Consider the following 26,987-nt stretch of genomic DNA (forward strand, 5'->3'; position numbering starts at 1 on the left):
CCTCTTCCTATTGCAGGTTAACCCGCGATACTGTCACCCTGTTTTTATACCATATCCCGCATGCGCCTTCTGTCGATACCATACAAGGACCCACGGCATTTAATGGGGTACACACGGTTTTAAATAAAGGACAGTCAACCGGATTAATCCTTCCCAGTATTACTTCCCTGCATTTACAGCCTTGCGGAGTTTTTTCCGTATAATCGTTAATCGTACTGCCGGCATCGTATTCCTGATAGTTCTTTCTTAATTTAAGACCGGAATTCTTAATAATTCCAATTCCTCGCCAATACGCATCCGTGCTTTCAAAATATTTATCCGTAAGGGCAGCTGCTTTTTGATTCCCTGATTCCGTTACGGTACTGGTATACATATTCTTCATGGAATACTGCTCTTTTTGTATCTGATGCAATATCTCATCTACGGCCGCTAGTATATGTTCCCCTTCAAATCCTGAAACAACAAACGGTTTATGATATTTTTCAGCCAGATCCTTATATATGGAACAACCGGTAATTACGCTGACGTGGCCGGGACATAAAAATGCATCAATATTCTCCTCGTTTTCGCATATATAAGATAAAGCCGGAAGTATGGTTTTTATGGATGTCATAAACTTTAGATTCTTTATATTATTACTAATAATTTCATCTAACATTAACGCATAAATCGGTGTAGTGGTTTCAAAACCAACGGCCGCAAATATATAGGTGGTATTTTTATCCTCCATCGCCATTTTCACCGCAGAGAGCGGGGAATATAGAATTTTTACATTTGCTCCCATAGCCTTTGCTTCTGTTAAGGAATATTGATTTCCTTTCACTTTCATCATATCTCCAAAGGTTAATATGCAGGTATTTTCTGACAGGGCATATTCCACTAATTTATCCACATAAGCAGATGCTGTAACACAAACCGGGCAGCCCGGACCGGAAATCAATTGAATACAGGGAGATAACAGACTCCGGATACCATTTTTGAAAATACTGGAGGTATGCGTTCCGCAGACTTCCATAATTTTTATTTTCCTGCCGGAATAATTTTTTAATTCATCCTTTACCTGTTCGAGGGTTTTCATACTCTTCCTCCTCAAGTTCTTCAAATATATTTATTAATTCCTCTGCCGCGTCCCTTTTCATAACTTCAAGAGCAAAACCGGCATGAATTAAGATATAGTCACCGATTTTAGCGTCAACCAGCTTAATATTCGCTTCACACACATTATTCATGATATCAACTTTGGCAGTATCACCATGAATTTCAATTATTTTACCAGGTACTGCAACACACATGGACTAACCCCCCTTTTCTATATTGATTTGGTGGTATAAACTCAATAGATATACGTTAAGTGAATTTATGACACCAAATTCATATTAGGCAACCACAAAGCATTTTTAATTTTCTGAATATCAAGGCTATTATGGATTTCATAACTTCAATGGCCTTTAGTGCCAGATTAGGTTTATGAATTGTATTCGCTGTATGGTAATGGTACAATAGTAATGTTTCGCAATCATCCATTTTTTCTTAGGCCGATATAGGTCTGTCCCAGACTTATACATCCGTCATTAGGCGGAACAGCCATATTGACATATACCAAAAATCCTTTCTCTCTTAATAGCTTTAAAACCCGCTCGGAAAGGACCGTATTTTGAAATACTCCGCCGCTAAGGGCAACCGTATTTACACTCTGTTTATTTCTAATTAACTCACAGACCATTAAAATAACATCAGCAACTCCATAATGAAATCCCAGGGCTAAAGAACCTTTATCCGCTGAATTTCTTAATTCACATAAAGTTTTAAGCGTTGGTTTTGGATCTATTTCTATTATACCGTTATTTTCTTTTAAAGCAAAGGTAACCTTTTCCGGTTTTATTCCTTTTCTTAATGCCAGTACGGCTTCCTTTTCCAGCATAGCCGCACATTCTCCCTCATAACGGTTTTCATGGCAAATAGAGAGGATTGAACTTACCGCATCAAATAACCTGCCCATACTGGAGCTTAAGACCGTATTAATGTTATTTTCTACTGCTCCCTTAATAATTGGAACGCGGTCGTCTTGGATTTCCGGTAGAAGTCCTGCCTTTAGGAGAAAACAGGTCGCAGTTTTCTTCGCATCAGCCATGGAAGTATCTCCGCCTAACATAGGAGTATATTGTAAATGAGCAACCCGCTTAAATTCACTTTTTTCACAGATTAAAAATTCACCGCCCCATATATTGCCGTCGCTTCCGTAACCGGTACCATCAAAGGCCACACCAATTACCGGTCCCTCTAAATCAAACTCAGCCATAACAGATGCTATATGGGCATGATGATGTTGTACCGTAATCAGCGGAATTCCTAAGTTTTTTGCATACCCTGCGGAATGATAATTAGGGTGTAAGTCACATATGGCTAAATCAGGGGTAATTTGTAATAGAGATGATAAATCCCTAAAGGATGATTTATATTCCTCCAAAACCGATAGTTCTTCTAAATCACCAAAATATTGGGATACAACTGCACTGCCCTTTTTATACAGGCAAAATGCCGCCTTTAAATCACTTCCTGCCGCAAATATTTCCAAATCCGTATTTTCTTTATTCCACTTAGGGAGAAATACTGGGTATGGAACGTAACCCCTGCTTCTTCGTATCAGTTGTGGCTTATGATCTATTACTTTAGCCACGGAGTCATCAACGGAGCGGACGATACGCCTTTTATGATATAAAACCCCATTTAAATATGGGGACTTTAAGTTAAGAATTATATCATCATCTTTAATAATAGGCTTACCCGAAAGATTGGCACTGGTCATAATAAGTGGTCCAAGGTTTCTGGTTAAAAGTATTTGTAAGGGGGTATATGGCAAAAAAGCACCGCAGTAGATTCCACCCTTACCCGTAGCTTCAGCCATACTTTTTCCCTTCGTATATAACAGTACGATAGGCCTTGCTTTTGATTCTAATATATCTTTCTCTTCTTTTGAAACTATGCAATATTCTTCTATTGATTTTATATTCTCAAACATAACGGCAAAAGGTTTCTCCTCCCTGCCTTTTAGTTTGCGTAAATTCAAAACTGTTTCTTCTATCATAGGAGAACATACAAAATGGTAGCCGCCAATCCCTTTGACAGCAAGAATACCTCCTGAATTCAGGATATTTACGGCTTCTTTTACAGCGTCCTTATCTTTTAGTTCATTCATTATGGCATAAGGGCCGCAATCATAACAGGATATGGTCTGTGCATGAAATCTCCTGCTGTGCGCATCCGTATATTCCTTATTACAGGATTGGCACATAACAAAATCCTCCATACTGGTATGATCCCTGTCATATGGAAGTTTCTCTATAATAGTATATCTTGGTCCGCAGGCGGTACAGCTGATAAATGGATTCTGGTATCTCCGGTTTTCCATAGCGTCCATTTCATTTTGACACTTTTTACAAACTGGTAAATCCGGAGGTATAATGGATACCTCATGATCCGAGCTGCTTTTAATTATTTTAAACTCCGTTAATATGTTTTCATTAATTTCTTCCACCAGTATATGGACAATTTCGTATTCATCTCCGGAATTACTCCTTAAATCATATAAAAAGCTGCTTAAATTGTCCTCTGCAGCCTGGGCTATGATTTCAACAATGCCGCCGATATTTCTTACGGTACCATGTATTTCATATTTCTCTGCAAGGCGAAATACAAGGGGTCTGAAACCAACCCCTTGTATCATGCCAAAAACTTTTATTCTTTTCGTTATTACATTTTGTTCTTTATCCATTCTACCGCTTCCTCAAAACCTTCTTCTGTTTTGCAGGAGACTTTAATGACCGGTGCTGTTTTATTAAGAGCTCTGACACCTTTCATAAAGAAATCCTCGTCAAAATTTACATAGGGAATGAGATCACATTTATTTAAGATAATGATGTCTGCTTTCTCAAATGCAAGAGGATATTTATAAGGCTTATCACTGCCTTCCGTAACAGTTGAGATAAGCATTTTAACATGTTCACCAATCTGAAATTCAGCAGGGCATACTAAATTACCTATATTTTCAATAAACAGTATACCATCCTTTAAGGAAAGGTCTTCTGCTGCCTTACCGATTAACGGGGAATCCAGATGGCAGGCTCCGCCGGTATTAATCTGAATTGCTTTTACTCCTAAAGACTGTAATAATTTCGTATCAAAATCTGCTTCAATGTCACCCTCTATTACATAGGATGTAGTATCCTTTAGCCGTTTGATCAATTGAATCAAAGTAGAAGTTTTTCCTGCTCCGGGTGCACCCATAACATTGACAGCAAATATTCCGTTCCTGGTAAAAGATGAATTAATCTCGGAAGCGACCTCATCATTTTTATCGTAAACGGACTGCATTATTTCTATTTCTTTATTCTCTGACATGATACCTCTCCTTTATTTTCTAAAACGTATCATTTACCAATAAGACTCGAGTGTTAAAAACCAATTAAGGTCCATAATTTTGAAAGAAACTGCAGCGCAGTTTCTTTTTTATACTTCAATCGATTTGATATAAAACTCCTGCCCTATCTCTGTAGGAACCCCCTCTCCTTTACAGTATGGGCATTCAAAGGAGAAAGGTTTCCTGACAAATAATTCACCGCAGGAGCTGCATTTTAATTTGGGTATAATTCGTTCTATATTAAGTTTTGCTTTATGGCATAAACTGCCTTCTGCAATTATTTCAAAATATAACTCAATGGAACTTGCGACATAACCGGAATAATCACCAACTACCAGGTTGATCTGTTTTACTTCGGCAGCTTCATTTTTCTTGGCATATTCCTCTGCTATTTCAATTATTCTCTGTGTTATCGGATACTCGTGCATTCGTATATTCATCCCTTACATTTCCGAAAGAAGGTGCGGTATATTCATTGTTCATCTTCAGACACTTCTTCGGACAAACTTCCCCGCAATAATTACATTGGATACACTGAAGTCTTTCTATGCTCCAGGAAGCCTTCGCCTTATCCACAGAAATTGCTCCGGTAGGGCAGCGTCTTTGACATAATCCGCAGAAAATACAGTCTGAAACAGTAATTTCTATTCTGCCTCTGGTTCTATCGTAGTTTTCTTTCTTATTTATAGGATATTGTACCGTATATGGTCCATGTATTAAACTCTTAAAGAGTGTTTTGCTCATACTTAAGATTGACATCGTTCACTCTCCTTGTCTTATCGTTCGGTGCAGCTAATGCATGGGTCAATAGTAAGAATTAAAATAGGTACATCCGCCAGTGCGCAGCCCTTTAAGGTTTCTAATAAAGCAGGTACATTGGCAAAGGTTGGCGTGCGTACTCTTAAACGGTCTAAAAATTTAGATCCGTTGGCCTTAGCATAATAGATTACTTCGCCTCTGGGTTGTTCTACTCTCGTGAAATATTCACCATTAGGAGTACCGGTTACCTTAACTTTGATCTCACCCTCCGGGATCATAGCAATCGCCTGTTTAATTAAGTCCATGGATTGGAAGATTTCTTTAATACGAACGGAGGTCCTAGCATAGGAATCCCCATCGATTTCAATAATCGGTTCAAAATTTAATTTACCGTAAGCCGCATATCCCTGAGTCCTTAAATCTATACTGATTCCACTGGCTTTTGCCATTGGGCCTACCGCACCTAAATCATAGGCTGCCTGTTTTGATAAAACACCAACACCTTTTGTACGGTATTTTACGGAAGAATCATTTAAGAATACCTGGGTAATCTCTGTTAATTCCTTTTCCATATTGGTAATAATACCGGATATTTTCTCCAGGGTTTCAGGACTTATATCCTTTCTAACACCACCGATATCACAGACTGAAAATATAACCCGTCCGCCTGTAGTCTCTTCAAATATATCAAGCACTTGTTCTCTAAGTCTCCAGGAATGCATAAACAGACTTTCAAAACCGAAAGCGTCTGCTAAAAGTCCCAGCCATAACAGATGGCTGTGCATACGGGATAATTCTGCCCAAATTGTCCTTAAAAATTCTGCTCTTTCCGGAATCTTAATATCCATTATACTTTCTATCGACATACAATATCCCATGCCATGCATAAAAGAACAAATTCCGCAGATTCTTTCCGCAACAAAGGTATACTGCTGAAAATCCTTTTTTTCGACCAGCTTCTCAAGACCTCTATGAATATAACCGATTCTTGGTATCGCTTCCACTACTTTTTCATCCTCAAGCACTAAATCCAGATGGATTGGTTCCGGAAGTACAGGATGCTGAGGACCAAATGGAATCACAGTTCTCTTTCCCATTATTCTCTCCATTCCTGCGCATGTTTTATGCGCATCACAAATTTTGTGCCGAGGATTACGCAGGCACAAATTTTATAGGTTGAAAGTGAATTTCTCTTTCAACCTTTCTCCTCCTTATTTGCATTAAATGGAGTCTTGACCGGTATTTTATATAAATTATTATTAAAATCTACAATAATATCTTTCATATTAGCTCCAAATAATTCTTTTATTTCATTCTCATATAAAAATGCATAAGAATAGATACTGCTTATGCTCTCTACTTCAATTTCCGAATCAACAGCAAGTCTTAAATTGATAAAATCATATTCTTTATCAAAGGAATATGTGATTTCCAATCCGTCTTTGCTCGTACAGGTAATTGCAACCAGGCGATAACCATCATTTTTAAGACGGAGGGTTTCTGCTAAAAGTTCACTTGGCTGAATGATTTTAATTTGCTGTTCCATATCGACCACTTTCTTTCTTTCGCATTTCTTTTTGTTTCTGCTCTAATATACCTAATCCCTTAACAACGCCGTCAATAATTGCTTCCGGACGAGCCGCACAACCGGGCACATATACGTCTACCGGTAATACTTTATCGACTCCGCCCACTACATTGTAACATTCGGCAAAAATCCCTCCGGATGTTGCACAGATTCCGATTGCCACTACTACCTTAGGTTCAGCCATCTGCTCGTATAGCTGCTTTACAACCGGTATATTCTGCTCATTTACACTGCCTGTAATTAATAAAATATCTGCATGTTTTGGATTACCTGTATTTATAATGCCAAAACGCTCAACATCATATAAAGGTGTGAGGCAGGCCAGTACTTCAATATCACAGCCATTACAGCTGGAACCGTCATAATGTAAAATCCATGGTGATTTTTTTATATAGTTCATATTAACTCCATTCCTGCGTTTGTTTTCAGACTTTTCGTCTTACTTAAAAAAGGAAATAATGATAAGATTTAGTGTTCCCAGAACTCCTGTAACAATCCAGCTTGAATTTAATGCAAACTGCCATTTTGTTCTGGCAAAAGCGTTATCAATGATAATTTCTAAGAAATATGCCAGGAAACATGCTATCACTGCAAACACATAACTGATTGGATTTTTATAAGCAAAAAATATAAATACCAAGGTTAAGGCGATTATTGTCTCATACCAGTGTGTTACTTCTATAACCGCAAGATCTTTTCCCGAATATTCTGTTGTTATCCCCTGTACAACTTCCTGGTGGCCATGATGTCCCATACTAAAGTCAAAAGGTGATTTTCTCAGCTTAAATGTTAATATAAATAACAGACCCAAAAACATACCCGGCAGAGATAAAATAGACGGTGTAGATGCCGTTATTATGTCTTTAATAAAAAAGCTCTTATCTACATAATATAATCCGATACCGGTAAGAAGTACCATTGGTTCATAAGCCATCATCTGCAGAAGCTCTCTCTCTGACCCAATTAAACTATAAGGTGAATTTGAAGCATACCCACCTAATACGAAAAATATAGAGCCCAGAGTGAGTGCAAATATTGCAAGTAAGATGTCTCCTCCCGTCAGCATAATAACGGTAGTAAATACGACAAATATTAATGCGATATATACAAAGAAACGATGCATTAAATTTACTTCTATCGATTCTTTTTGTAATAGTTTTAATACATCATAAAACGGCTGTAATATGGGAGGACCCTGCCTGCCTTGCATTCTGGCAGTTATGACACGGTCAAAACCCGTTAATAATCCACCAGCCAATGGTGTTAAAATAATAATTGCGATTATACTTAATATAAACATCATTTTGCAAATCCTCCAATCAGAAGTACTACTCCAGCACATAAAACACAGATGGATATTATGTTGCACCAAAATGATAATTTCTGAGTTCCAAAATAACTTTCCAGATACCAGTTACGTAATTCCACCTTACGTTTTTCCCCGTTTCCTCCGTAAAATGACTCATTATCCCCGGTATTTTCACCTGCCATGTAAATCGGTACTATTCTACGCTTATCCTGTTTATAGATTGGTATAAAGCTGATCGGTATAATTAATAACATAGCAAGCATGATAATCATAATCTTAACATCGCTGGTGCCAATCGGTATCACAGCGTTTGTTCCATATAAATTGGTAAGATACGGAATAAGCGCAAATTTTGATATAAGTGGAAAAGTAAAACAGGATACCACTACTAAAACTGCCTGTATGAAAATCGGAATTTCCTCTTCCGCAAAAAAAGTATGTTTGTTGACTTTTTTAGCATTTGCATTGGATACCAGTTTGCCCATCCATTTTGTCCAGTAAAAAAGAGTTGCCGCACTGCCGTAAGCTATTACAATTACTGTAAATATATGATTGGAATCAATAAAAGCTTTCATAGCAACCCATTTTGATATAAGCATACCAAATGGTGCAAGGAACATACCAGCGATTCCTATAATCATATATAAGGAAAGCTTTCGGGATACATGGAGTAAGATATCCATATCTTCAACATTTCTGCTTCCCAACTGATGTTCAATAGATCCAACGGATAAGAACAGCAGGGACTTGGAAACAGCGTGGAATATAACTAATAAAATAGCCGCCCAGATGGATTCCTGGGTTCCGACACTGGCACAGATTACGATGAGTCCTAAATTTGCTATCGTTGAATATGCCAAAATCTTCTTCGCATCGCTTTGGGAAATTGCAATTAAAGAGCAGATCAGGAAAGTGATACAACCCATAGTTGTTACTATAATACCTACTGAAGTAAGTCCTAATAACGGCGCTAACCTGATAATAAGGTAAACCCCTGCTTTAACCATCGTAGCTGAATGTAACAAAGCGGAAGACGGTGTGGGTGCCACCATGGCGCCAAGGAGCCATGAAGAAAAAGGCAGTCCCGCCGATTTCGTAAGTGCGGCAACGGAGAGTAAGAATACCGGAATCATAACCATTGCCTCTGGTTGCATTGCTATTAATGCGGATAACTCTAAGGTCTTAAAATTAATACCGATAAATACGATTGCAGCCGCAAACGCAAGACCCCCTCCTAAATTAATTGCCAGAGCACGGAAAGAATTGTTTTTAGCCTCTTCCGTTTTGGTATAACCAATAAGTAAATAAGAACATAACGTAGTCAATTCCCAGCAGAAGTACAACCAGGTTAAGTTATTACTCAAAACTAATCCAAACATTGCTGAAAGAAATAAGAATAATATTGCTAAGAAAAAATGTTTTCTTTCTGTATATTCCTTATGATGAGTATGGTACCATTTCATATATCCTACGGCATATAAACATATAAGACTTCCTATAATTCCTATGATTAATACCATGATTGCAGTAAGCTTATCAAAGATTATACCTGTCTCAATTTCAATACCTTGTTTCCTGGTCAATTCAAACCAAAGTATTAACGGTGTTTGAATTGCTGCAAATACCGATACAATATACTTTTTGTTTTTTAAGCCTGCAATTATAATATAAGCTGCAACCAGGGTTTCAACTGCCATGATTAAGATATCGATGGCCTCCTCATTTGCGGGAGTAAAGGATATTCCACTATTAAAATATCGTATCGAAACAATTAAAGTCAGTATTAAAACTATGAAAGAACCGGCTTTAACAACGGCATTTCTTATTCCGTCGTTTCTAACAAAAAAGGTTATAATGGATACTACCAATGGGAATAAAATTAATGCATAAATTACATTCATAATCGTCACCTTATCCAAATAATATACAAATTTCACAACGACTTATTATAGCACAGTGCTTTTTCTTTTACAATGTCGAACTTCGTTATTGTATTGACAATGAATCAGCTAAATCAAATGAATATTTTATAAATTTAAAAAACAATTTATAAATTAATAGGTTAATCTACAAATTTTCCTTGACATTTGGTGACTTTTGCAAGGAATATTTAAGGTAAGATTCTTTTTTGACTCTGATAAATATTTCACTAATTAAGCTTTTCAGTAGTAATATCAGCATTATAGCTAATTTTACAATAGATATTCGATATAAAAACAAAATTTTCTACAAACCAAACATTATATATTTCCATATAAATACACATATGGAAAATTAATTAACAAACTTATGATTGCTATGCTTATGTTTATATACAACAAAATAGAACTGCTGCAAAATCCTCTGAAAGCTTGTTTAAGAAACAAAGATTCTGCAGCAGTTCTATTTAATAAAAATCAGTACAATACTTATTTTATTTTGTTTAAATAATCAAAATCATTATTAATACTATCCCATACCGGCTTATCATATTCCTCATGTTCAAGTACAAAATATTTGGCATAAGCGGAAGCTTCTTTCACATTCTTCATATCGATGATGCCGTCACCCATATCCACATTTGCCTTGAGAGTATCTATCTGTTTCATATGGATTAGTTCAACTTTCTTTCCCCATTTCTTAATATATTCCACAGGGTCAATACCGGCATAGGCTACCCAGAAAACATCCAGTTCCAGAATAACATTGTCACTTGTGTTCTCCGCAATCATATCTAACGGAAATTTACCGTCAATTTTAACAAACTCATGTGCATGGTTATGATATCCTATTTTAATATTCTCTTTGGCAGCTTTTTCCGCAGCAGTATTCAAAAGTTTTACTAAATGATCTACTTTTTCTTTTGTGTCTACTTCCGCATAAGGACATATGATGTACTTTGAACCGATAACCTTATTAAGTTCCAGTTCCTCCTCAAAGGAATTTTCAAATACCTGAAGTCCGGTATGGGTACCAACAGAATATAAATTATTCTCTTCTAAGAGAGCTTTTAATTCCTCAGCATTTAAACCACCATATCCGGCAAATTCAACGCCTTTAAAGCCGATTTTTGAAACTTGTTCCACCGCTTTTTTAAAATCTTTATTTGTTTCTTCTTTGATTGAATATAATTGTAATGAAACTTCCATCTATAGATACCTCGTTTATGTTTTTATAAATGCTAAGTCAAAGGGATATTCTTAGGTCCACTTGACTGCTTGCAAGGTTAAACAGTTTCTTTTTTTCCGCTATGATAGGATTTATAAGCTGCTTCCATCATTCTGGTTAACATAATCGCGTCATCAATTCCAAAAGTTACTCCGTCTTTATTAAATTCACCTTTTGCCCACTGTACTACCGGGGATGGCAGTGCTTCCGGCAGACTTTCAGCTTCTACCCATTTACCGTCTGTACTTTCCGTTGCATAAAATACACCGTTACGAATGAGTAGACATCCTTTCGTACCGCTAATCTCAAGGGTAGCAGGATTATATACGGATACAAAGCCGGTTTCTGATACGCCGATTGTTCCCTTCTCAAATTCCAGAAGGGATACCGCGTTATCTTCCACGCCTCTTCCGGTTACATCGGTAAAGGTGGATTGAACCGTCTTAGGTTCTCCCAAAAGCCAATTTAATAAGTACATAGGGTGTGCGCCTAAATCAATCATAGCACCGCCGCCGCACAGTTCTTTACTGTAAAAGTGCTCCGGCAGCCAATTACCAATACTTCCGTTATGAACATTACGCATTCTTGCATACGTAATCTGGCCTAGGGCACCGCTTGTAACCATCTGTTTAGCAAACAGAAACTCTTTGTCACATTTCTTAACCAAAGATAGTGTAATATCCGTATTATTTTTTACAAGTGCTTCTTTCATTTCCAAACAATCAGCAGTAGTTAAACCTAATACTTTTTCACTAAATACTTTTTTACCTGCATTTACTGCTTTAATAATTAACTCTTTATGCATAGAGGTTGGAGAAGTAATAATTAAACCCTCAATACTTTTATCGGATAACAATTCATCATAATCCTCATAGAACTTTGCATTAAATTGTTCCGCATATTTCTTGCCGCGTTCTGCTTCTTCATCCCAAACAGCAGTTATTTTGCTGCCTGCCTTTTCTATTACTTCCCTCGAATACCCTTCTGCATGCACATGCCAGTAACTGATAACAGCAATATTCATATTTACCTCTCGTTCTGCCGCGCGGGCGGCATCTAAAATAATTGGGGAAGGAGTTTAAAATGAGCACTGTTCGTGCTCATTTTAACTGTCTTACCAAGTGAATGATATGTATCTTATTTATTGAAGATATTTTACTTGAAACTTTCTGTATTTTAATTAGTCAAAATAAACCGGCTGTCCTGATTTAGCTGATTTATAAATTGCTTCCAGAATTTCGGATACAACACAAGCCTGTTCTGGTTTTACAACAACTTCAGTATCATTCTTTACCGCATCAATCCAACGTCTTGCTTCTACTTCTGCAGGATTACTGGAAACTCCTTCATAGAAAGCAACACCGCCGCTTGCCATATCAGGTTTTACTTCAATCAAACGGTTAAACTCACCTTTATTAATTGTTACGCCGTTTTTAATCTGCGCACCTGCATCAGTTCCGCAAAGCATTGTGCTTCCTTCCGGAATTGGTTCACTGGTATTAAGTGCCCAGCTTGCTTCTAAGATAATGGTAGCACCGTTTTTCATAACGATAAAACCAAAAGCAGAATCTTCCATGGTATGCTGGTCTTTATCCCAGCCGCCCCAAGGGTTGCCGCATTCGGCATTATTTACTTTTTTATAGGTTGTTCCAACAACCATCTTAGGTTCATAGTTATTCATAAGGTATAAAGTTACATCTAAGGAATGGGTTCCTATATCAATTAACGGACCTCCGCCTTGTTCATATTCATTTAAGAAAACACCCCAGTTAGGAGTTCCTCTTCTTCTTACTGCATATGCTTTAGCAAAATAAATTTCTCCTAAATCACCGCGTTCAATAACACTCTTTAAGTAAATGGATTCCGGTTTATGTCTGTGCTGATATCCGATGGTCAGTTTCTTACCGGTTTCTTTTGCAGCCTGAACCATCTTTCTTGCATCTTCAGCAGTTTTTGCCATAGGTTTTTCACACATAACATGTTTTCCTGCATGAAGGGAATCAATTGAGATAGGTGCATGAGAACGGTTTGGTGTACATACATGAACTACTTCAATTTCAGGATCCTTTAATAATTCTTGATAATCGGTATAAACCTTAGCATCCGGTGTACCGTATTTTTCTTTTGCTTTTTGTGCCCTTTCTTCTACGATATCACAAAAAGCTACCATTTCCACATCAGACAGTTTACTTAAAGAAGGCATATGCTTTCCGTTTGCAATTCCTCCACAGCCAATAATGCCAACTTTTACTTTCTTCTCCATAGTGTTTATCTCCTTTAATAATATTTTTGGCAGGTTTGATTAACATCGATACCCTTATAACCAAACCATTTATATTACTTTACTAAAATATAGCATAATGCCTCTTTTTATGATATAATAATTTTAGGATAAAATATCAATTTTTTGTCATTGGGGGATGTTAGTTTTGGAGTATACTTATTACGTAGAGAAAAAAGATATGATAGGTGACCTACCTCTGCCATTTAGCGTACATAATCAGGTATCTAACGGTGCCGTTACCATGGCGTATGCCCATATCCATGATTATATAGAAATACTTTATGCTCTGTCAGGTGAATACCGGATTTTATTAAATAACAAAGATTATTATTTTAGCACCGGAGATATGGTACTGATTAATTCCAATGAAATACACAATATTATTTCCTTGTCTGAAGGTTATAATAATTATATTGTAATTAAGTTTGAGCCGGAAATACTTTATACCACGACTCAGTCCGTTTTTGAAATGAAATATGTTATGCCTTTTATTTTAAATGAATCCACTCACCAGAAAGTATTTAAAAAAGAAGAAATAGAATGTTCCGTAATTCCTGAGATTATAAAAGGGATTTCAAAAGAATATGCGGAGAAGAAATACGGCTATGAGCTAGCCATAAGAGCCGATATTTTTAATCTGTTTTTATTCATTCTGCGTCGTTGGAATGCACAGAATATTGATTTGAATATAAATCAGAATATGAATAAGGATATGGTAAGGCGTATGCAGGTAGTGTTTGACTATGTGGAAAATAACTATCAAAATGACATAACATCCCTGGATATGGCTGATATCTGCAGTCTGAGTTACAGCTATTTTTCCAGGGCATTTAAAAAAATTATAAAAAAGAATTTTAAAGAATATTTAAATTATGTACGGATATCCAAAGCAGAAAAACTGTTAAGCACTTCTGATTTAAATATCACAGAAATTGCCCTGGCAGTAGGCTTCTCTACTTCCAGCTACTTTATTTCCCAATTTAAGCAATTTAAGGGTATCACACCAAAACAGTTCCAGAATAAGTATATGCGTTCTGAATTGGTTAAATAAATTATTAGGATTCGAGCGTCAAAAGCCAAATTTATACTATGGTTCCGTCAATTTGCACAATTTATATTTTGATTACATGATGCAGAATATAGTTCAATCGTAACACGCTCTCGCTTGGATGAAGTACGTAGTGGTACATAAGGTCCTAAAATACAGGACCCAAGTACCAACGACTTCATACAGTTACTCATCGAACTATATTCATCATCACGCTAATGTAGAGTTATAGATGTGCAAATCGACGAATGTAAAATATTTGTATGGCTTTTGACGCTCGAATCTTATAAGGCAATTGAGAAAATATATAGTTTTTTGAATATACCACACAATTAATACAAATTTCAGAGCTTCAATTGCCCTATGGGACAGATTTGGCTCTGAGATTGTATTAATTGCATGGCATATAGATACAATATATGAGTTTCGCAATAACTTAAATAAATTAAATAAAAGAGGAAGTGCACTATCCTTAGTTACTTTCGAAATTCTTTTATATCCCTGTAGGTTATCATTTTAATACCGGCGTCTTTTAAAGCATATTTATAATCCTCATCACCCATTAAACGGTATTCACGTACACGCCTCTGCCAGGTAGGATTGATAAATTTAATCTCTTCTGTCTCTTTGGAAGGATGAATATAAGTTTCCGTTATGCCCTCCGGTAAATGATACATTCTGGTAATCATCATATTTTTAAAACTTTCATAGGTTTCTTCCGGTTCGGGAGCATATGGATGAGTCAGTAAATAGTCCGGTGTTAATATTCCCATGCTGTCAGCCAGGCTGCTGATCTGTTTAAAGAAGACCAGGTTCTCAGGCGATTCCAATGGCCTAAGCAAAGAATCATCTTTATAGTAATTTCTAAAAAAACGAAATGGAAGTTTTCCGTTTTTAGAGCAAAGTTCAAATACAATGGGAAGATAGCATTCTCCATAGATGCCATATAAACTACCCATGTGGTTATCCACATGAGACAGGTTTAATCCCCAGTTGATACATTTCTCAAACTGCGCTTCGATTTCTTTTCTTACTTCTTCTTCCTTTGCATGTCTGGCAAACTCTTCACAGCTTGGATAAAGATAACCGTCTTTATCTTCGATTGAAGTGCCATGAGTCAGGCTTTTCGATTTCATATTAACCCATTCACTGGTAAAAGTAAGATGCAAGCCGACGTTTAATACTTCGTTGCGGATACACCAGGAAGCTGCTTCATTAAACCCTGGTGTACAAGGCATAATCGTTGCGGATGAAACCAGTTGTTCTTCCAACAATTCAAATATAGCTTCATTAACCGATGTACATTGGCCGAAATCATCCGTATTCATAATAAGATAACGTTCCATTGATTACCCTCCTGATTTAAATACTATTATGATTCGCCCGTCAAAAGCCAGTTTTAATTATGGTTCCGTCAATTTGCACATTTTATATTTTGATAGCATGATGTATCACACTAATATGAGTTGTAGTTGTGCAAATCGACAAATGTAAATTATTTGTATGGCTTTGGTCAGGCGAATCATTATATTACTGACATACTATAATCCTTAGAGAAAATGCCCACCAGATTTATAAATTTTTCAGTACTTTATTATTGATTATAAGAGTACGTTGTTCCTTGGTTGCCGGGTGGGTCTGCGCCAATTCCAGTGCCCACAAAACCGCGCCTGCTGCTGGGATTACTTTAAGCGGGAAGGGTTCAAGTTTTTTACCGGTATAATAATAGATACATTCTTTAAAATGAGATAATAAAAGCGGACATTTTGACTTAGTCCATACGGAACCAGCCAAAACGATCTCCGGTGAGCCCTTAAAATCCAGCCCCAGGATACAGCCGGAAACCGATTTTGCCAGCTGATTGGCTAACTCTTTGACAATATCTACGGCAACGGCATCCGATTCATTTGCTGCGTCAAATAAATAAGTTACTATTGTTTTATCCATTTCACGGTTACTATAGAATTTATCACTTATCGCATTCAATAATTCTATGGGATCCTGTATCTCAAAGAATTTCATGATCTTTTCCGTTAAAATGGTTCGGGAACCGCAGCGGAAATAATAATCATATACCGCTCTAACAGCTAATGAAGCGATATAATGCCCGCCGGCACTGTCACCTGTCGCCATACCTATCCCACCGACCTGAAGTATATCACCACTTTCGTTAATTCCGGCAGCAACCGTTCCGGTTCCGTTAATGGAGCAGATTCCAACACCGGAGGGACAGCCTGCTTTAATACCAAGTAAGGAATCGTTTGAAACTACATAATTTAAGCCTGTTTTATTTAAAATCCCCTTAATTTTACTAAGCTGCGCCGGTGTATCAATACCAGCCAGACCAAAAGCTGCTGCACTTACTTCAGATATATTTATGGAATTCTTCGTTAACAAATACTTAATATCCTCTAATATTTTTTCCTCAACTTCAGTAAAACCACCCTCTAAAACTTCATGGCTTCGGCTTCCTACCCGCAGGTTATCAACACATTCCCCGGCTGTAGTAAAGATTAAATAATCAGTCTTGGTTCCGCCGCCATCTACTCCAATAATATATTTCTTTTCCATGGATTTCTCCTTTATTCTTCTTCCCTATTTATACATGTAACCCTGCGGGTATTCACAATCCGCTTCGCTTCTTGCTCATACATTAATTGCTCCGCAATTAATGCAATTAATTTTTAAACTGTGGAAGGTATATTTTATGGGCCTCTTTCATTTCATTAAAGCACGCTCTGGCTTTGTTATAATCGCCAACCAACGGGTGTATTAACAGAGCTTGCATCGCTTCTGCTTCGTCTCCATGAATTGCTGCTTCCACAGTATGACGCTCATATGCTTTTACAGTCTGCATAAGCTCCATAATATGCTTATTCTTAAATCCCCGGATCGGAATTGGAGTAACACCGTTCTTTCCGATAACCGCTGAAATTTCTACAGAATCGTCCTCTGCCATAAATTCCAGGGCTCCCTGATTTAATGTGTTAACTACATGTACTTCCTGTTTATCATTATATATTGCATCTACTAAAGAAATTGCAGCTTCTGAATAACGTGCACCGCCACGGTTCTCAAGTTCTTTAGGTTTTACGGACAGATTCTCATCCTTGTATAATGTTAAAAGGCGTTCTTCTATATCCATGCAGACCTCACCACGGCATTTTTCTTCTTCCATTAAATGTTTTAATTTATCATCACGATAATAGAAGTATTCTAAATAAGAAGAGGGTATGGCACCAATCGTCTGAATTAATTCACTGCTAAAGCCCTGCAAGGGGATATTTTTCATACCCTGCCCGTTTACTCCCTGTAATAGGGCATCGCTAAGCAGGTCTTTGCCCTCCTTTTTTACTCCTGTAATGTAACTTAAATGATTAAGACCTACATATTCAATATCCAGATTAGTTTCACCCAGTGCCTTTTCCACTCCGGCTATCATATTAATCGGTACGTTGCATAAACCAATAGTTTTGATTTTAGTATAATTCTGTAATGCCTGTGCTAAAATTCCGGAAGGATTGGAGAAATTAATCAACCATGCATCCGGACAGATCATTTCCATTTGTTTTGTTATATTAAGTAACGCAGGAATGGTACGAAGTGCTTTGAAGAATCCGCCGATACCCGTTGTTTCCTGTCCGATGAAACCGTATTTTAAAGGTATTTTTTCATCCAGAATTCTGCAGGCTAATTTCCCTACACGGATTTGGCTAAGGACAAAGTCAGCTCTCTCTAAAGCTTCATTAAGGTCCATGGTTAATTTAACTTCTGTCTTTAGTCCTGCGTTTTCAATCATACGTTTACAGAGCCCGCCAACAATATCAAGTTTCCTTTGATCTATATCCATAAGTGCTATCTCCGTAACCGGCAGGTTGGCAGAACGTTCTATAACGCCTTCGATTAATTCCGGTGTATATGTGCTTCCTGCACCTATGATTGTAATCTTTAAGTTTGACATAATGTTTCTCCTCTCAATTTGTTATTATTTATAGGTAATTGCGAAACTCACATATTGTATCTATATACCATGCAATTAATACAATTTCAGAGCTGAATTTTGCCCATAGGGCAACTGAAGCTCTGAAATTCGTATCAATTGTATGGTATATTCAGAAAGCTATATAGTTTCGCAATTGCTTATGTTATTATTTAAGCAATTACTAAACTCCACTATTGTATCTAGATACCATGCAATTAACACAATTTCTGAACGAAATCTCGCCCAGAGGATAACAAAATCAGAACCAAGTATCAATTGTATCGTACATTCGTAAAACTATATCGTTTCGCAGTTACCTATGTTATTATAAAAAAGGTTATTGTGAAACAAGGTTATTGTATTTATATAACATTCTCCTTGTACGCAACTGTTGACTCTTTCACTGTTAATTTGGGTGCAAGTTTCATGGCATAATATCCCTTATCCTGATTGTTAATAAAGGATAGCAATTGATTTACCGCATTTTGTGCCATTTCTTCTGCGGGTTGTCTGACTGATGTAATCTTTGGTGTATAATGATTCGCCAGAGGGCTGTCATCATATCCAACAACGGACAGATCCATGGGAACATTTAATCCCAGATCTTTTGCTGCATTGATAGCCCCAAGAGCAATATGGTCATCAAAGGCAAAAACCGCTGTCGGCATTTTATTCTCTCTGTTCCATTTCATAATGGTGCCATATCCGGTTAACTGGTCATAATCACCGTATTCCACAGCCGCCGGTTGTAGAGATAGTTCAGTAAGTGCTTTGATTGCTCCCATCTGCCTCTCCAGTGTTGACAAACTATAGGGGGCAGCCCCGATTAAACCGATCTGCGTGTGGCCTAAGTCCAGCAGATGCTTAACGGCTAAATACCCGCCGGTTACATTATCTGCAAGCACTGAGGTTATATTTTCATTTATTGTCTGATTATCTACAACCACAAAGGGTACTTTCTGGTTCTTTAAAATATCAATGTAATACTTTTCTTTATTAGGAACCAATAAGATAATCCCATCCACCCTGTGCTGGTTTAAAAAAGCCATGTCCAGACGGTCATCATCTTCGTCACAGATTGAAACAGCTAACAAATACCCCTGTTTTAAAAGCTGCGCATTTACTTCTTTAATAATGCTTCCAAAAAAGTCGTCTGTGATATCAGCGATAAACATTGCAATTACATTGGTTTTACCGGTAGCAAGAGTCCTTGCGGCTGCATTTGGTACATAACCCAATTCTTCTATTGCTTCCATTACCTTTTTACGGTTTGCTTCCCGGACATTAGGTGCATTGCTGATCACTCTGGAAACTGTCACATAGGATAATCCGGATTTTTTTACTACATCTTCTATGGTAACCTTCATGGAATCCTCCAAAAATATATGCGTATATAATTAAGTGTAAAATTATCATACACCCATTCCAGTATACTTGTCAAGTGAAGTTTATTTCAATTGAATTTTATAAAAAAACACTTGATTATTATAATATTATAATTTAATATAAAAATAGAGTGAATTATTGGTATTTAAAACTATATACGTATTAACTTTTTGGAGGAGGTTTTTATGAATAAAACTGTTTCTGAACAAGTTACGAAAGGTGAGCGTTATTCTTATGCCGGTTACTTCTTTGGGCAAAATATTTTTTATACCCTGATCAGTCAATTCTTAATGCTTTACTATACCGATGCTCTTGGTATAACAACAGTGGCAGTCGGAACACTTTTCTTTATTGCCCGTATCTGGGATGCAATTAATGACCCCATAATGGGGGTACTGGTGGATAAAGCAAAACTTAAAGGCGGTAAATTTAAGCCATGGGTAAATATAGGAATTTTCAGTATGCCTATATCCACTGCTCTGATTTTTATTCAAATAGACGGCTCCCTGTCTGTTAAGATATTTTATGCATATATAACCTATATACTCTGGGATATGTTATATACTATGAGTGATGTACCAATTTACGCTCTTTCCACCGTTATGACTAAGGATGTACATGAACGGGTTAAGATTATTTCAACCGGCAGGGTACTGGCTTTTCTTGGAACCTTAATTGCTTCCGTCGCTACGATTCCAGTGGTGCAAAGAATGGGGTGGACTCGGGGCGTGATTTTATTATGTTTTATAGGAATGCTTACCATGCTTCCGGTAAAATACAAGACACACGAAAGAGTGAAAGATTATTCCGTTTCATCACCCTCCATAATTTCGCTGTTTCAATTTTTATTTTCAAATAAATATCTATTAATATTTAATGCGGCACTCATTATATGCAGCGTAACCAATACTTTAATGCCGTCCCTAAACTATTTTGTAAAATATAATCTGGGTAAGGAAAGCCTTATTCCAATCGTTACTTTGGCAGCCATGCTCCCAAGTTTATTGGTTCCCATCTTTTTACCCGCCCTGGTAAAAAGATTCGGAAAAAAGTCAATCTTACTCACCAGTGTTGTTTTATTTATAATTGCAAGCATTCTCTCCTTTTATGTTGGTTATGAAAATTTTGTCTTAGTACTTATTTTAACCGGAATCAGAGGTATCGGTTACAGCGTTCCTATTATCTTAACCGGAATGTTTACTGTAGATTGCGTGGAATACGGAGCTTACAAGTCCGGCCACCGCCTGGAAGGTATTACTTTTTCTGCCCAGACCTTTACAGCTAAACTAACCAGCGCCATATCCGGTGCAACCAGCAGTTTTTTATTGGCTTATTATGGTTATAAAGCAAACGAGATGCAGTCAGAGAAAGCCCTTAACGGTATTTTTAAAATGTTTACCCTATTCCCGGTAGCCGGTTATATTTTAATGTTTATTATTATTTTTTTCTTTTATCAATTAAAAGAATCCGATGTAGAAAAAATGATGAGCAAAACGGTTAAATAAAAATAAAAATTTGAAAAACCCTGTAATAACTTACAGCGCTTATGCTTTGTAGTTACATACAGGGTTTTGTATATAAACTTTTGAGGATTCTCCGACAACAGAATTTATAAGATTCTATTTTGCCAGGTGAATCATTCTAATTTTATAGTATTGCTCCGCCGGATTTAATCACTTCTTTAAGCCAAAAGGCGGAATCTTTCCAGGTTCGTTCCTGTGTTTCATAATCCACATGTACAATTCCGAAGCGTTCCGTATATCCTTTCGCCCATTCAAAATTGTCCATGAGAGACCATACAAAATATCCTTTCACATCCACACCGTCTTCTATGGCTTTTCCCAACGACAATAAATACCTATGAAGAAAATCAATTCTTTCCGTATCATGTATTTTACCATCCAGACAAACAGAATCAGTACAGGAAATACCATTTTCCGTAATGTAGATTGGTTTCTTATATCTCTCATATAAAAATTTCGGCCCCCAATATAAACACTCAGGTACAACAGGCCAGCCGCAGGCAGTTCTTGCAAATCCCGGTTTTCTCGGTAATCTGCGGTAACTTCCTTGTCCATCGTCTTCAACGGAGTAACCATTATAAATGTTCTGACCGTAGAAATCAATGGGTTCTGTTATCAGCTTAAAATCATCCGGTTTAAAATCGGGTAAATCTTTTTCAAATACCTTTAATCCGGCTTCCGGATATTTTCCGAAGAAAACCGGGTCACTGAACCAGCTTACATTCCACATATAATTAGGCTGATCCGGTACATCAAAATAAGCCTTACGGGCTGCCTCTATATCCTCTGTACGATCCGTATTGGGGCAGGCAACACCGGAAGTTGGTGCATAACCTATCATGGCATCCGGTACCGCACTTCGAATTGCCTGTACTGCCTTACCGTGGGCCATTAATACATTATGCGTCATCTCCAGAACGGAACGCCTGGACATAATATTTCCCGGAGCATGTTCTCCGCTTACATGCCCAAGACCAATAAAACACTGGGGTTCATTAAAGGTGATGAAAAATTTAACACGGTCGCCAAAGGCACGTGCTACTACTTCGGCATAATTAGCGAACCAGTCCACACTATCTTTATTCTGCCAGCCGCCCTTGCGGTATAAAGCATATGGCATGTCCCAGTGATATAAGGTAATACATGGTGTAATATTTTTCTTTAATAACTCATCAATTAAGGCATTATAAAAATCAATTCCTTTTTGATTCACTGCTCCAATTCCGTCCGGTAAAATTCTGGACCAGGCGAGGGAGAAACGATAAGCACCAAAACCTATGTCACCCATAATGGCCACATCTTCAGGATATCTATGATAATGGTCACAAGCAATATCACCATTACTTCCGTCTAATATACTTCCGGGTCTTCTGCAAAAGTCATCCCATACCGTATATCCTCTTCCATCCAAGGAAGCAGCGCCTTCGAACTGATAGGAAGCGGTAGCGCTTCCCCATAAAAAATTTTGCGGAAATCTCATTTTAAATTTCTCCTATTACTATTATATTTATAGAATTAGGGTGTCAAAAGCCATACAAATAATCTACATTCGTCAATTTGCACATATACACCTCTACATTAGCGGAATGTTTCCTATCGTTCGATGAGCAGCTATAGGAAGTCGTTGGTACTTAGGTCCTGTATTTTGAGGCTTTTGTACCACTACGTACTTCATCCAAGCGAGAGCGTGCCCGGAAAGAACGATGTTCTGTATCACGAGGTCAAGAAATAAAATTGTGTAAATGGACGAACCATAATTTAAAATTGGCTTTGACACTCGAATCCTAATATTATGTTCCAATTTGGTATCTTAGGTATTATAGTAATTTAATAGTTATTAAGTCAATAGTTTATCTTATACTCCTATACTGGGAAATCCAATTCAGATATAAGTATTTCTCACTCTTCCCTGGTATCCTCGCAGACAGAGAGGAAGTTCCATATTATAGGCTTCTAACAGTTCTTTATCCCTTAATATTAATTCGGTTGTTCCTTCCCTGATAATTCTGCCGTCTACTATTAGAATAACCCTGTCACAGGTATCCAGAATCATATCCAGGTCATGGGAAGCAATGATTTTAATGTAATCCAAATTATTTAAGGTTTGAATCAGCGTTCGCCGGTTTTTAGGATCTAAGGCTATGGAGGGCTCATCTAAGAGTATTATTTCCGGTTCCATGGCAAGTATGGTTGCAATAGATGCCAGTTTCTTCTCTCCGCCGGACATTTTATAAATCTGTTTATCCTTAAGATGAGTAATTCCCATGGTTTTAAGTGCATTCATTACTCTCTTATCAACCTCATCCTCTTTTAACCCGTAATTTCTTGGGCCGAAGGCAACATCATGATACACGGTTTGTGTAAATAGCTGGTTATCCGAATCCTGAAACAAATATCCGATTTTACTCCGTATCTCAGCCAGATTCTTTTTATTAACCGGCAGCTGATCTACCAGGACCTCTCCTGTGAAGTTTAATTCCAGCCCTACCAGTATACGCAGCAGTGTAGATTTACCCACTCCATTAGCTCCGATAATTCCGACCGCTTCTTTTGCTACCGCCCGAAACGATATATTCTTTAAAACTTCTTTACCATTTTCATAGGAAAATGCTATGTTTCTGCATTCTATATTATGTTGTGTCATTTCTCTCATCCTTTTCTAATCTTAACCAATCTGCAATATTAATCCATTTAAAACATTAAAATTATAACCATCTATTAAAAACCTTCAACCAGCTTTATCAGGCGAAGAGCCGAAATTATTCCAAACCACAATACCAAGTATATATAGTCAATACTCGTAATCCTTTGCTTATGGGCATAATAAAATTCTCCTTTAAAACCCCGAAGCAGCATACTGTCATAAAGATTTCCCGCCCGGTCAATACTCCGGAATAACAGCTGTCCGATTAAAGAACCCCATATTTTATATTTAACCCCCTTTTCCCTTGGAGCACGCAGGGAATACGCCTGAAATACTGCATTCGCTTCTTTTAAAAGAACCGTAATGTACCGATAAGTAAGCAATATCTGAGTAACAAGGATACCGGGAATATGGAGCAATTTCAAAGCGTAACATATTCGCTCGATTCCGGTAGTGGCAATGAACAAATAAGACGCAAGCAGAGCATAGGTACCTTTTAACATAAGCGTCACCATGGAAATTACCCCTCCTGTAATTATCCAGCTGCCTATTTTAAATATGGGCATATGATCAAAAAAAGGATTAAACAATCCAACAAAACATATCAGCGGTAATACGACCCTTAACTTCTTAAAGCAGCTTTTTACTGAGATTTCCGCAAGATTAAACACGATCAGAGGATAAAGAATCATAGGAAATAATCCTAACAGATTATACTTATGGTAGGATACCACACAGGTAATGTAAAATACGGTAATCAGGAGTTTAATCAAGGGATGAACCTGATTAATCCTGGTATTTCTTTCCGCCATTTCATCCAGATCATGTATTTCATATAAGGCATTCGTCAATTTTCCCATGTTCTCTCTCTTTCTTTCATTTCCTATAAAAATCAGGTAGATTTAATGGATTATCGGTCCACAAAACCTACCCGTACCTATTTATTTATATTTCTCTTACAATAGAGTTTTGCTATTAACATTAGCCCTGTGTATTATCCCTTTTTCTAAAAAACTTAAAGAGTATCCCACAGCCCACGCATACAAGGGCGACTACTATAGAACCAAATATTCCGGATACTGATGTACCGAGTGTCAGATTACTGTCCGCAAAAGAATAATCCGGTAATACCGCAGTTTTGCCCTGAATATCCTCTGCTGTTTTCACTGCATCTGCATATTTACTTTCCGGCGAAACCTCCGTACTGCCGGTTACTTTCTCAATGGACCATTCCAACCCGTCCGGATTACCGGATGCCACTAAGGATAAGCCTCCTCCGATTAGTACAACTACCGCTGAAAGGATTATAAGTGCCTGCCTGAAGCTTACCCGGTTCTTAGCTGAATAATTATGTAAAAGTTCCGGTCTGGTATTATTAACAAATATAACTACTGCTGCCGTAATAAGACCTTCTACTGTTCCGATTGCAAGATGTATCGGCTGCATTAATACAAGAAACTGACCAAAAGATAATGCGGTAATTCCGGAGGCCATAGTCTCAAGGGTTACACTTAAAGCACCTATCTGAAGACTGACAACACTGGCAAGAACGGAAGCCAAAATAATCCATCCTGATTTCATGCTTTTCTTCACCAGTGGGCGGTAGATTAACAAATAACCAACGAAACACCCGTAAAACGCCATGTTCCAGATATTGCTGCCCAATGCAAGCAGCCCTCCGTCAGCAAACAAAAGGCATTGAATTAAAAGTACCGATATCATAGACAGAAAACCTGCGTATGGTCCTAATAAAATAGAAAGAAGAAGTCCCCCGCACAAATGTCCGCTGGAACCGGTACCCGGAATCGTAAAGTTGATCATCTGCGTTGCAAATACAAAAGCTGACATAACACCCATAACAGGAATTTTCTTTATATCATTTTCTAATCTTACTTTTTTAACTGAATATGCAGCGGCTGCCGTAGAAGCCGTATACATAGTTGCTGCTACTGCAGGCGCAACCAGAGCATCTGCCATATGCATAATAATATCCTCCTACTAAAAGTAATACTGTTATAATTATATTGTTATTTAAACACAATACAAGCCCGTATAGGGGATATAAAATGAATATTTTTTAATTTACGTTCACATACATGATTAATACAGTTTTTTCACTGTCTTAATCAATTGATGAATAATTTTCCATTATTTCATGCCCCGGATAGGGATATCGGGTTATCTTATCCGGCTACATATTCCATCAATACTAACAAATTATTATTTCATTCACCTGAATATTCGCTTATTTAATGAATCGATCAATTGCTTTATTAAGATTTTCAATTGCTGCGGCATCACCTGATTCAACCGCATCCACGATACAATGTCCGATATGATCCTGCAATATAACTTTACCGGTGCTGTTTAGGGCTGCGATGACAGCCGATAACTGAATTAATACCTCGCTGCAATCCTTGCCGTCTTCTACCATTCGTTTTACTGATTCCAGATGCCCGATTGCACGGGATAAACGGTTTAAAACCGCCTTGGTGTTTTCATGGCTATGTTTATGTGCTATTTCAGTTCCATGGCTGTGGGTAAATTCTTTTCCCTCGGCATCCACATGGGTATGAACCTGTCCTTTCTTTGCCATACGTTACATTCCTTTCTATGATTTCATGAGCATACCTCCGTTTTCTTTCACAGTGATGCTCATTTGTATCTTTCATCTATTCAAACCATCTTATCCTATTACTTTTTAATTTTAAATTTATCGGATATGAGTATATTAGCATTCAATCAAAAAAATGTCTACCCAAAAACAGGTTAGTTTAGGTTAACGTTTTATCAAATTATAACGAAAAGCTAGAGAAAAATGTAACTGGTATAATCAACAACTATTTTAATCTGGTTAAAAACAGCAGTAATATTAAAACACTGCTGTTTTTCTTAGTTAA

25 protein-coding genes are annotated in these 26,987 nt (G+C 37.3%); 2 read left to right on the forward strand and 23 right to left on the reverse strand.

Annotated features, from left to right (window positions below):
• Positions 1-7: 7 nt before the first annotated feature.
• From hypD to Ana3638_RS02110, 14 genes are all read right to left on the reverse strand, one after another.
• Positions 8-1,078, reverse strand: coding sequence for a hydrogenase formation protein HypD (gene hypD, locus Ana3638_RS02045; protein ID WP_161836565.1), 1,071 nt, complete (start codon positions 1,076-1,078; stop codon positions 8-10).
• A complete protein-coding gene (locus Ana3638_RS02050) occupies positions 1,050-1,292 on the reverse strand; it encodes a HypC/HybG/HupF family hydrogenase formation chaperone (protein WP_161836566.1) in 243 nt (80 codons plus the stop codon). The genes hypD and Ana3638_RS02050 overlap by 29 nt, the downstream gene beginning before the upstream one ends.
• Positions 1,293-1,516: 224 nt before the next feature.
• Entirely contained in the window at positions 1,517-3,772 is a 2,256-nt protein-coding gene (gene hypF / locus Ana3638_RS02055) for a carbamoyltransferase HypF (RefSeq protein ID WP_161836567.1), read from the reverse strand.
• Positions 3,751-4,398: a hydrogenase nickel incorporation protein HypB gene (gene hypB / locus Ana3638_RS02060; protein WP_161836568.1), complete on the reverse strand. Its 648-nt coding sequence runs from the start codon at positions 4,396-4,398 to the stop codon at positions 3,751-3,753. The genes hypF and hypB overlap by 22 nt, the downstream gene beginning before the upstream one ends.
• A 108-nt stretch (positions 4,399-4,506) precedes the next feature.
• On the reverse strand, positions 4,507-4,845 hold the full coding sequence (gene hypA, locus Ana3638_RS02065) for a hydrogenase maturation nickel metallochaperone HypA (RefSeq protein ID WP_161836569.1): 339 nt from the start codon (positions 4,843-4,845) through the stop codon (positions 4,507-4,509).
• Positions 4,811-5,176, reverse strand: coding sequence for a 4Fe-4S binding protein (locus Ana3638_RS02070; protein WP_161836570.1), 366 nt, complete (start codon positions 5,174-5,176; stop codon positions 4,811-4,813). Before Ana3638_RS02070 ends, hypA begins: the two co-directional genes overlap by 35 nt.
• 17 nt (positions 5,177-5,193) lie before the next feature.
• Positions 5,194-6,273 carry a hydrogenase large subunit gene (locus Ana3638_RS02075; protein ID WP_161836571.1) on the reverse strand — a complete coding sequence of 360 codons (1,080 nt, stop codon included), beginning with the start codon at positions 6,271-6,273 and terminating at the stop codon, positions 5,194-5,196.
• A gap of 98 nt (positions 6,274-6,371) precedes the next feature.
• A complete protein-coding gene (locus tag Ana3638_RS02080; protein ID WP_161836572.1) occupies positions 6,372-6,722 on the reverse strand; it encodes an NADH-quinone oxidoreductase subunit C in 351 nt (116 codons plus the stop codon).
• A complete protein-coding gene (locus tag Ana3638_RS02085) occupies positions 6,706-7,164 on the reverse strand; it encodes an NADH-quinone oxidoreductase subunit B family protein (protein ID WP_161836573.1) in 459 nt (152 codons plus the stop codon). The genes Ana3638_RS02080 and Ana3638_RS02085 overlap by 17 nt, the downstream gene beginning before the upstream one ends.
• Before the next feature lie 39 nt (positions 7,165-7,203).
• Entirely contained in the window at positions 7,204-8,067 is an 864-nt protein-coding gene (locus Ana3638_RS02090; RefSeq protein ID WP_330587810.1) for a respiratory chain complex I subunit 1 family protein, read from the reverse strand.
• Positions 8,064-9,974 (reverse strand): NADH-quinone oxidoreductase subunit 5 family protein, encoded by a 1,911-nt coding sequence (locus Ana3638_RS02095; RefSeq protein ID WP_161836574.1) that lies wholly within the window; start codon positions 9,972-9,974, stop codon positions 8,064-8,066. Before Ana3638_RS02095 ends, Ana3638_RS02090 begins: the two co-directional genes overlap by 4 nt.
• Before the next feature lie 507 nt (positions 9,975-10,481).
• Positions 10,482-11,201, reverse strand: a complete 720-nt coding sequence (locus Ana3638_RS02100; protein ID WP_161836575.1) for a sugar phosphate isomerase/epimerase family protein — start codon at positions 11,199-11,201, stop codon at positions 10,482-10,484.
• A gap of 77 nt (positions 11,202-11,278) precedes the next feature.
• The gene (locus Ana3638_RS02105) at positions 11,279-12,244 is read right to left on the reverse strand and encodes a Gfo/Idh/MocA family protein (RefSeq protein WP_161836576.1); all 966 of its coding nucleotides are present in this window, start codon (positions 12,242-12,244) and stop codon (positions 11,279-11,281) included.
• A gap of 156 nt (positions 12,245-12,400) precedes the next feature.
• On the reverse strand, positions 12,401-13,483 hold the full coding sequence (locus Ana3638_RS02110) for a Gfo/Idh/MocA family protein (protein WP_161836577.1): 1,083 nt from the start codon (positions 13,481-13,483) through the stop codon (positions 12,401-12,403).
• A 166-nt stretch (positions 13,484-13,649) separates the two neighbouring features.
• On the opposite strand from Ana3638_RS02110, the gene Ana3638_RS02115 reads away from it, so the two are divergent.
• A complete protein-coding gene (locus tag Ana3638_RS02115) occupies positions 13,650-14,555 on the forward strand; it encodes an AraC family transcriptional regulator (RefSeq protein WP_161836578.1) in 906 nt (301 codons plus the stop codon).
• A 473-nt stretch (positions 14,556-15,028) separates the two neighbouring features.
• Here Ana3638_RS02115 and Ana3638_RS02120 read toward each other — a convergent pair whose 3' ends face one another.
• From Ana3638_RS02120 to Ana3638_RS02135, 4 genes are all read right to left on the reverse strand, one after another.
• Positions 15,029-15,898 (reverse strand): polysaccharide deacetylase family protein, encoded by an 870-nt coding sequence (locus tag Ana3638_RS02120; protein WP_161836579.1) that lies wholly within the window; start codon positions 15,896-15,898, stop codon positions 15,029-15,031.
• 226 nt (positions 15,899-16,124) lie between these two features.
• The gene (locus Ana3638_RS02125) at positions 16,125-17,123 is read right to left on the reverse strand and encodes a BadF/BadG/BcrA/BcrD ATPase family protein (RefSeq protein ID WP_161836580.1); all 999 of its coding nucleotides are present in this window, start codon (positions 17,121-17,123) and stop codon (positions 16,125-16,127) included.
• Positions 17,124-17,229: 106 nt separating this feature from the next.
• Entirely contained in the window at positions 17,230-18,513 is a 1,284-nt protein-coding gene (locus tag Ana3638_RS02130) for a 6-phospho-beta-glucosidase (protein ID WP_161836581.1), read from the reverse strand.
• Positions 18,514-18,896: 383 nt separating this feature from the next.
• Positions 18,897-19,901: a LacI family DNA-binding transcriptional regulator gene (locus Ana3638_RS02135; protein WP_161836582.1), complete on the reverse strand. Its 1,005-nt coding sequence runs from the start codon at positions 19,899-19,901 to the stop codon at positions 18,897-18,899.
• A 204-nt stretch (positions 19,902-20,105) separates the two neighbouring features.
• On the opposite strand from Ana3638_RS02135, the gene Ana3638_RS02140 reads away from it, so the two are divergent.
• Entirely contained in the window at positions 20,106-21,425 is a 1,320-nt protein-coding gene (locus tag Ana3638_RS02140) for a glycoside-pentoside-hexuronide (GPH):cation symporter (RefSeq protein WP_161836583.1), read from the forward strand.
• Positions 21,426-21,567: 142 nt separating this feature from the next.
• On the opposite strand, the gene Ana3638_RS02145 is transcribed toward Ana3638_RS02140, so the two are convergent.
• The 5 genes from Ana3638_RS02145 to Ana3638_RS02165 form a co-directional block, all read right to left on the reverse strand.
• Positions 21,568-22,923, reverse strand: a complete 1,356-nt coding sequence (locus tag Ana3638_RS02145) for a GH1 family beta-glucosidase (RefSeq protein WP_161836584.1) — start codon at positions 22,921-22,923, stop codon at positions 21,568-21,570.
• A 402-nt stretch (positions 22,924-23,325) separates the two neighbouring features.
• A complete protein-coding gene (locus Ana3638_RS02150; protein ID WP_161836585.1) occupies positions 23,326-24,087 on the reverse strand; it encodes an energy-coupling factor ABC transporter ATP-binding protein in 762 nt (253 codons plus the stop codon).
• Positions 24,088-24,161: 74 nt separating this feature from the next.
• Positions 24,162-24,947 (reverse strand): cobalt ECF transporter T component CbiQ, encoded by a 786-nt coding sequence (gene cbiQ / locus Ana3638_RS02155; RefSeq protein WP_161836586.1) that lies wholly within the window; start codon positions 24,945-24,947, stop codon positions 24,162-24,164.
• 121 nt (positions 24,948-25,068) lie between these two features.
• On the reverse strand, positions 25,069-26,070 hold the full coding sequence (locus Ana3638_RS02160) for an energy-coupling factor ABC transporter permease (RefSeq protein WP_161836587.1): 1,002 nt from the start codon (positions 26,068-26,070) through the stop codon (positions 25,069-25,071).
• 262 nt (positions 26,071-26,332) lie between these two features.
• Positions 26,333-26,683: a metal-sensing transcriptional repressor gene (locus Ana3638_RS02165; protein WP_161836588.1), complete on the reverse strand. Its 351-nt coding sequence runs from the start codon at positions 26,681-26,683 to the stop codon at positions 26,333-26,335.
• Positions 26,684-26,987: the final 304 nt, after the last annotated feature.

It is taken from the genome of Anaerocolumna sedimenticola (assembly GCF_009931695.1).
Lineage (GTDB): Bacteria > Bacillota > Clostridia > Lachnospirales > Lachnospiraceae > Anaerocolumna > Anaerocolumna sedimenticola.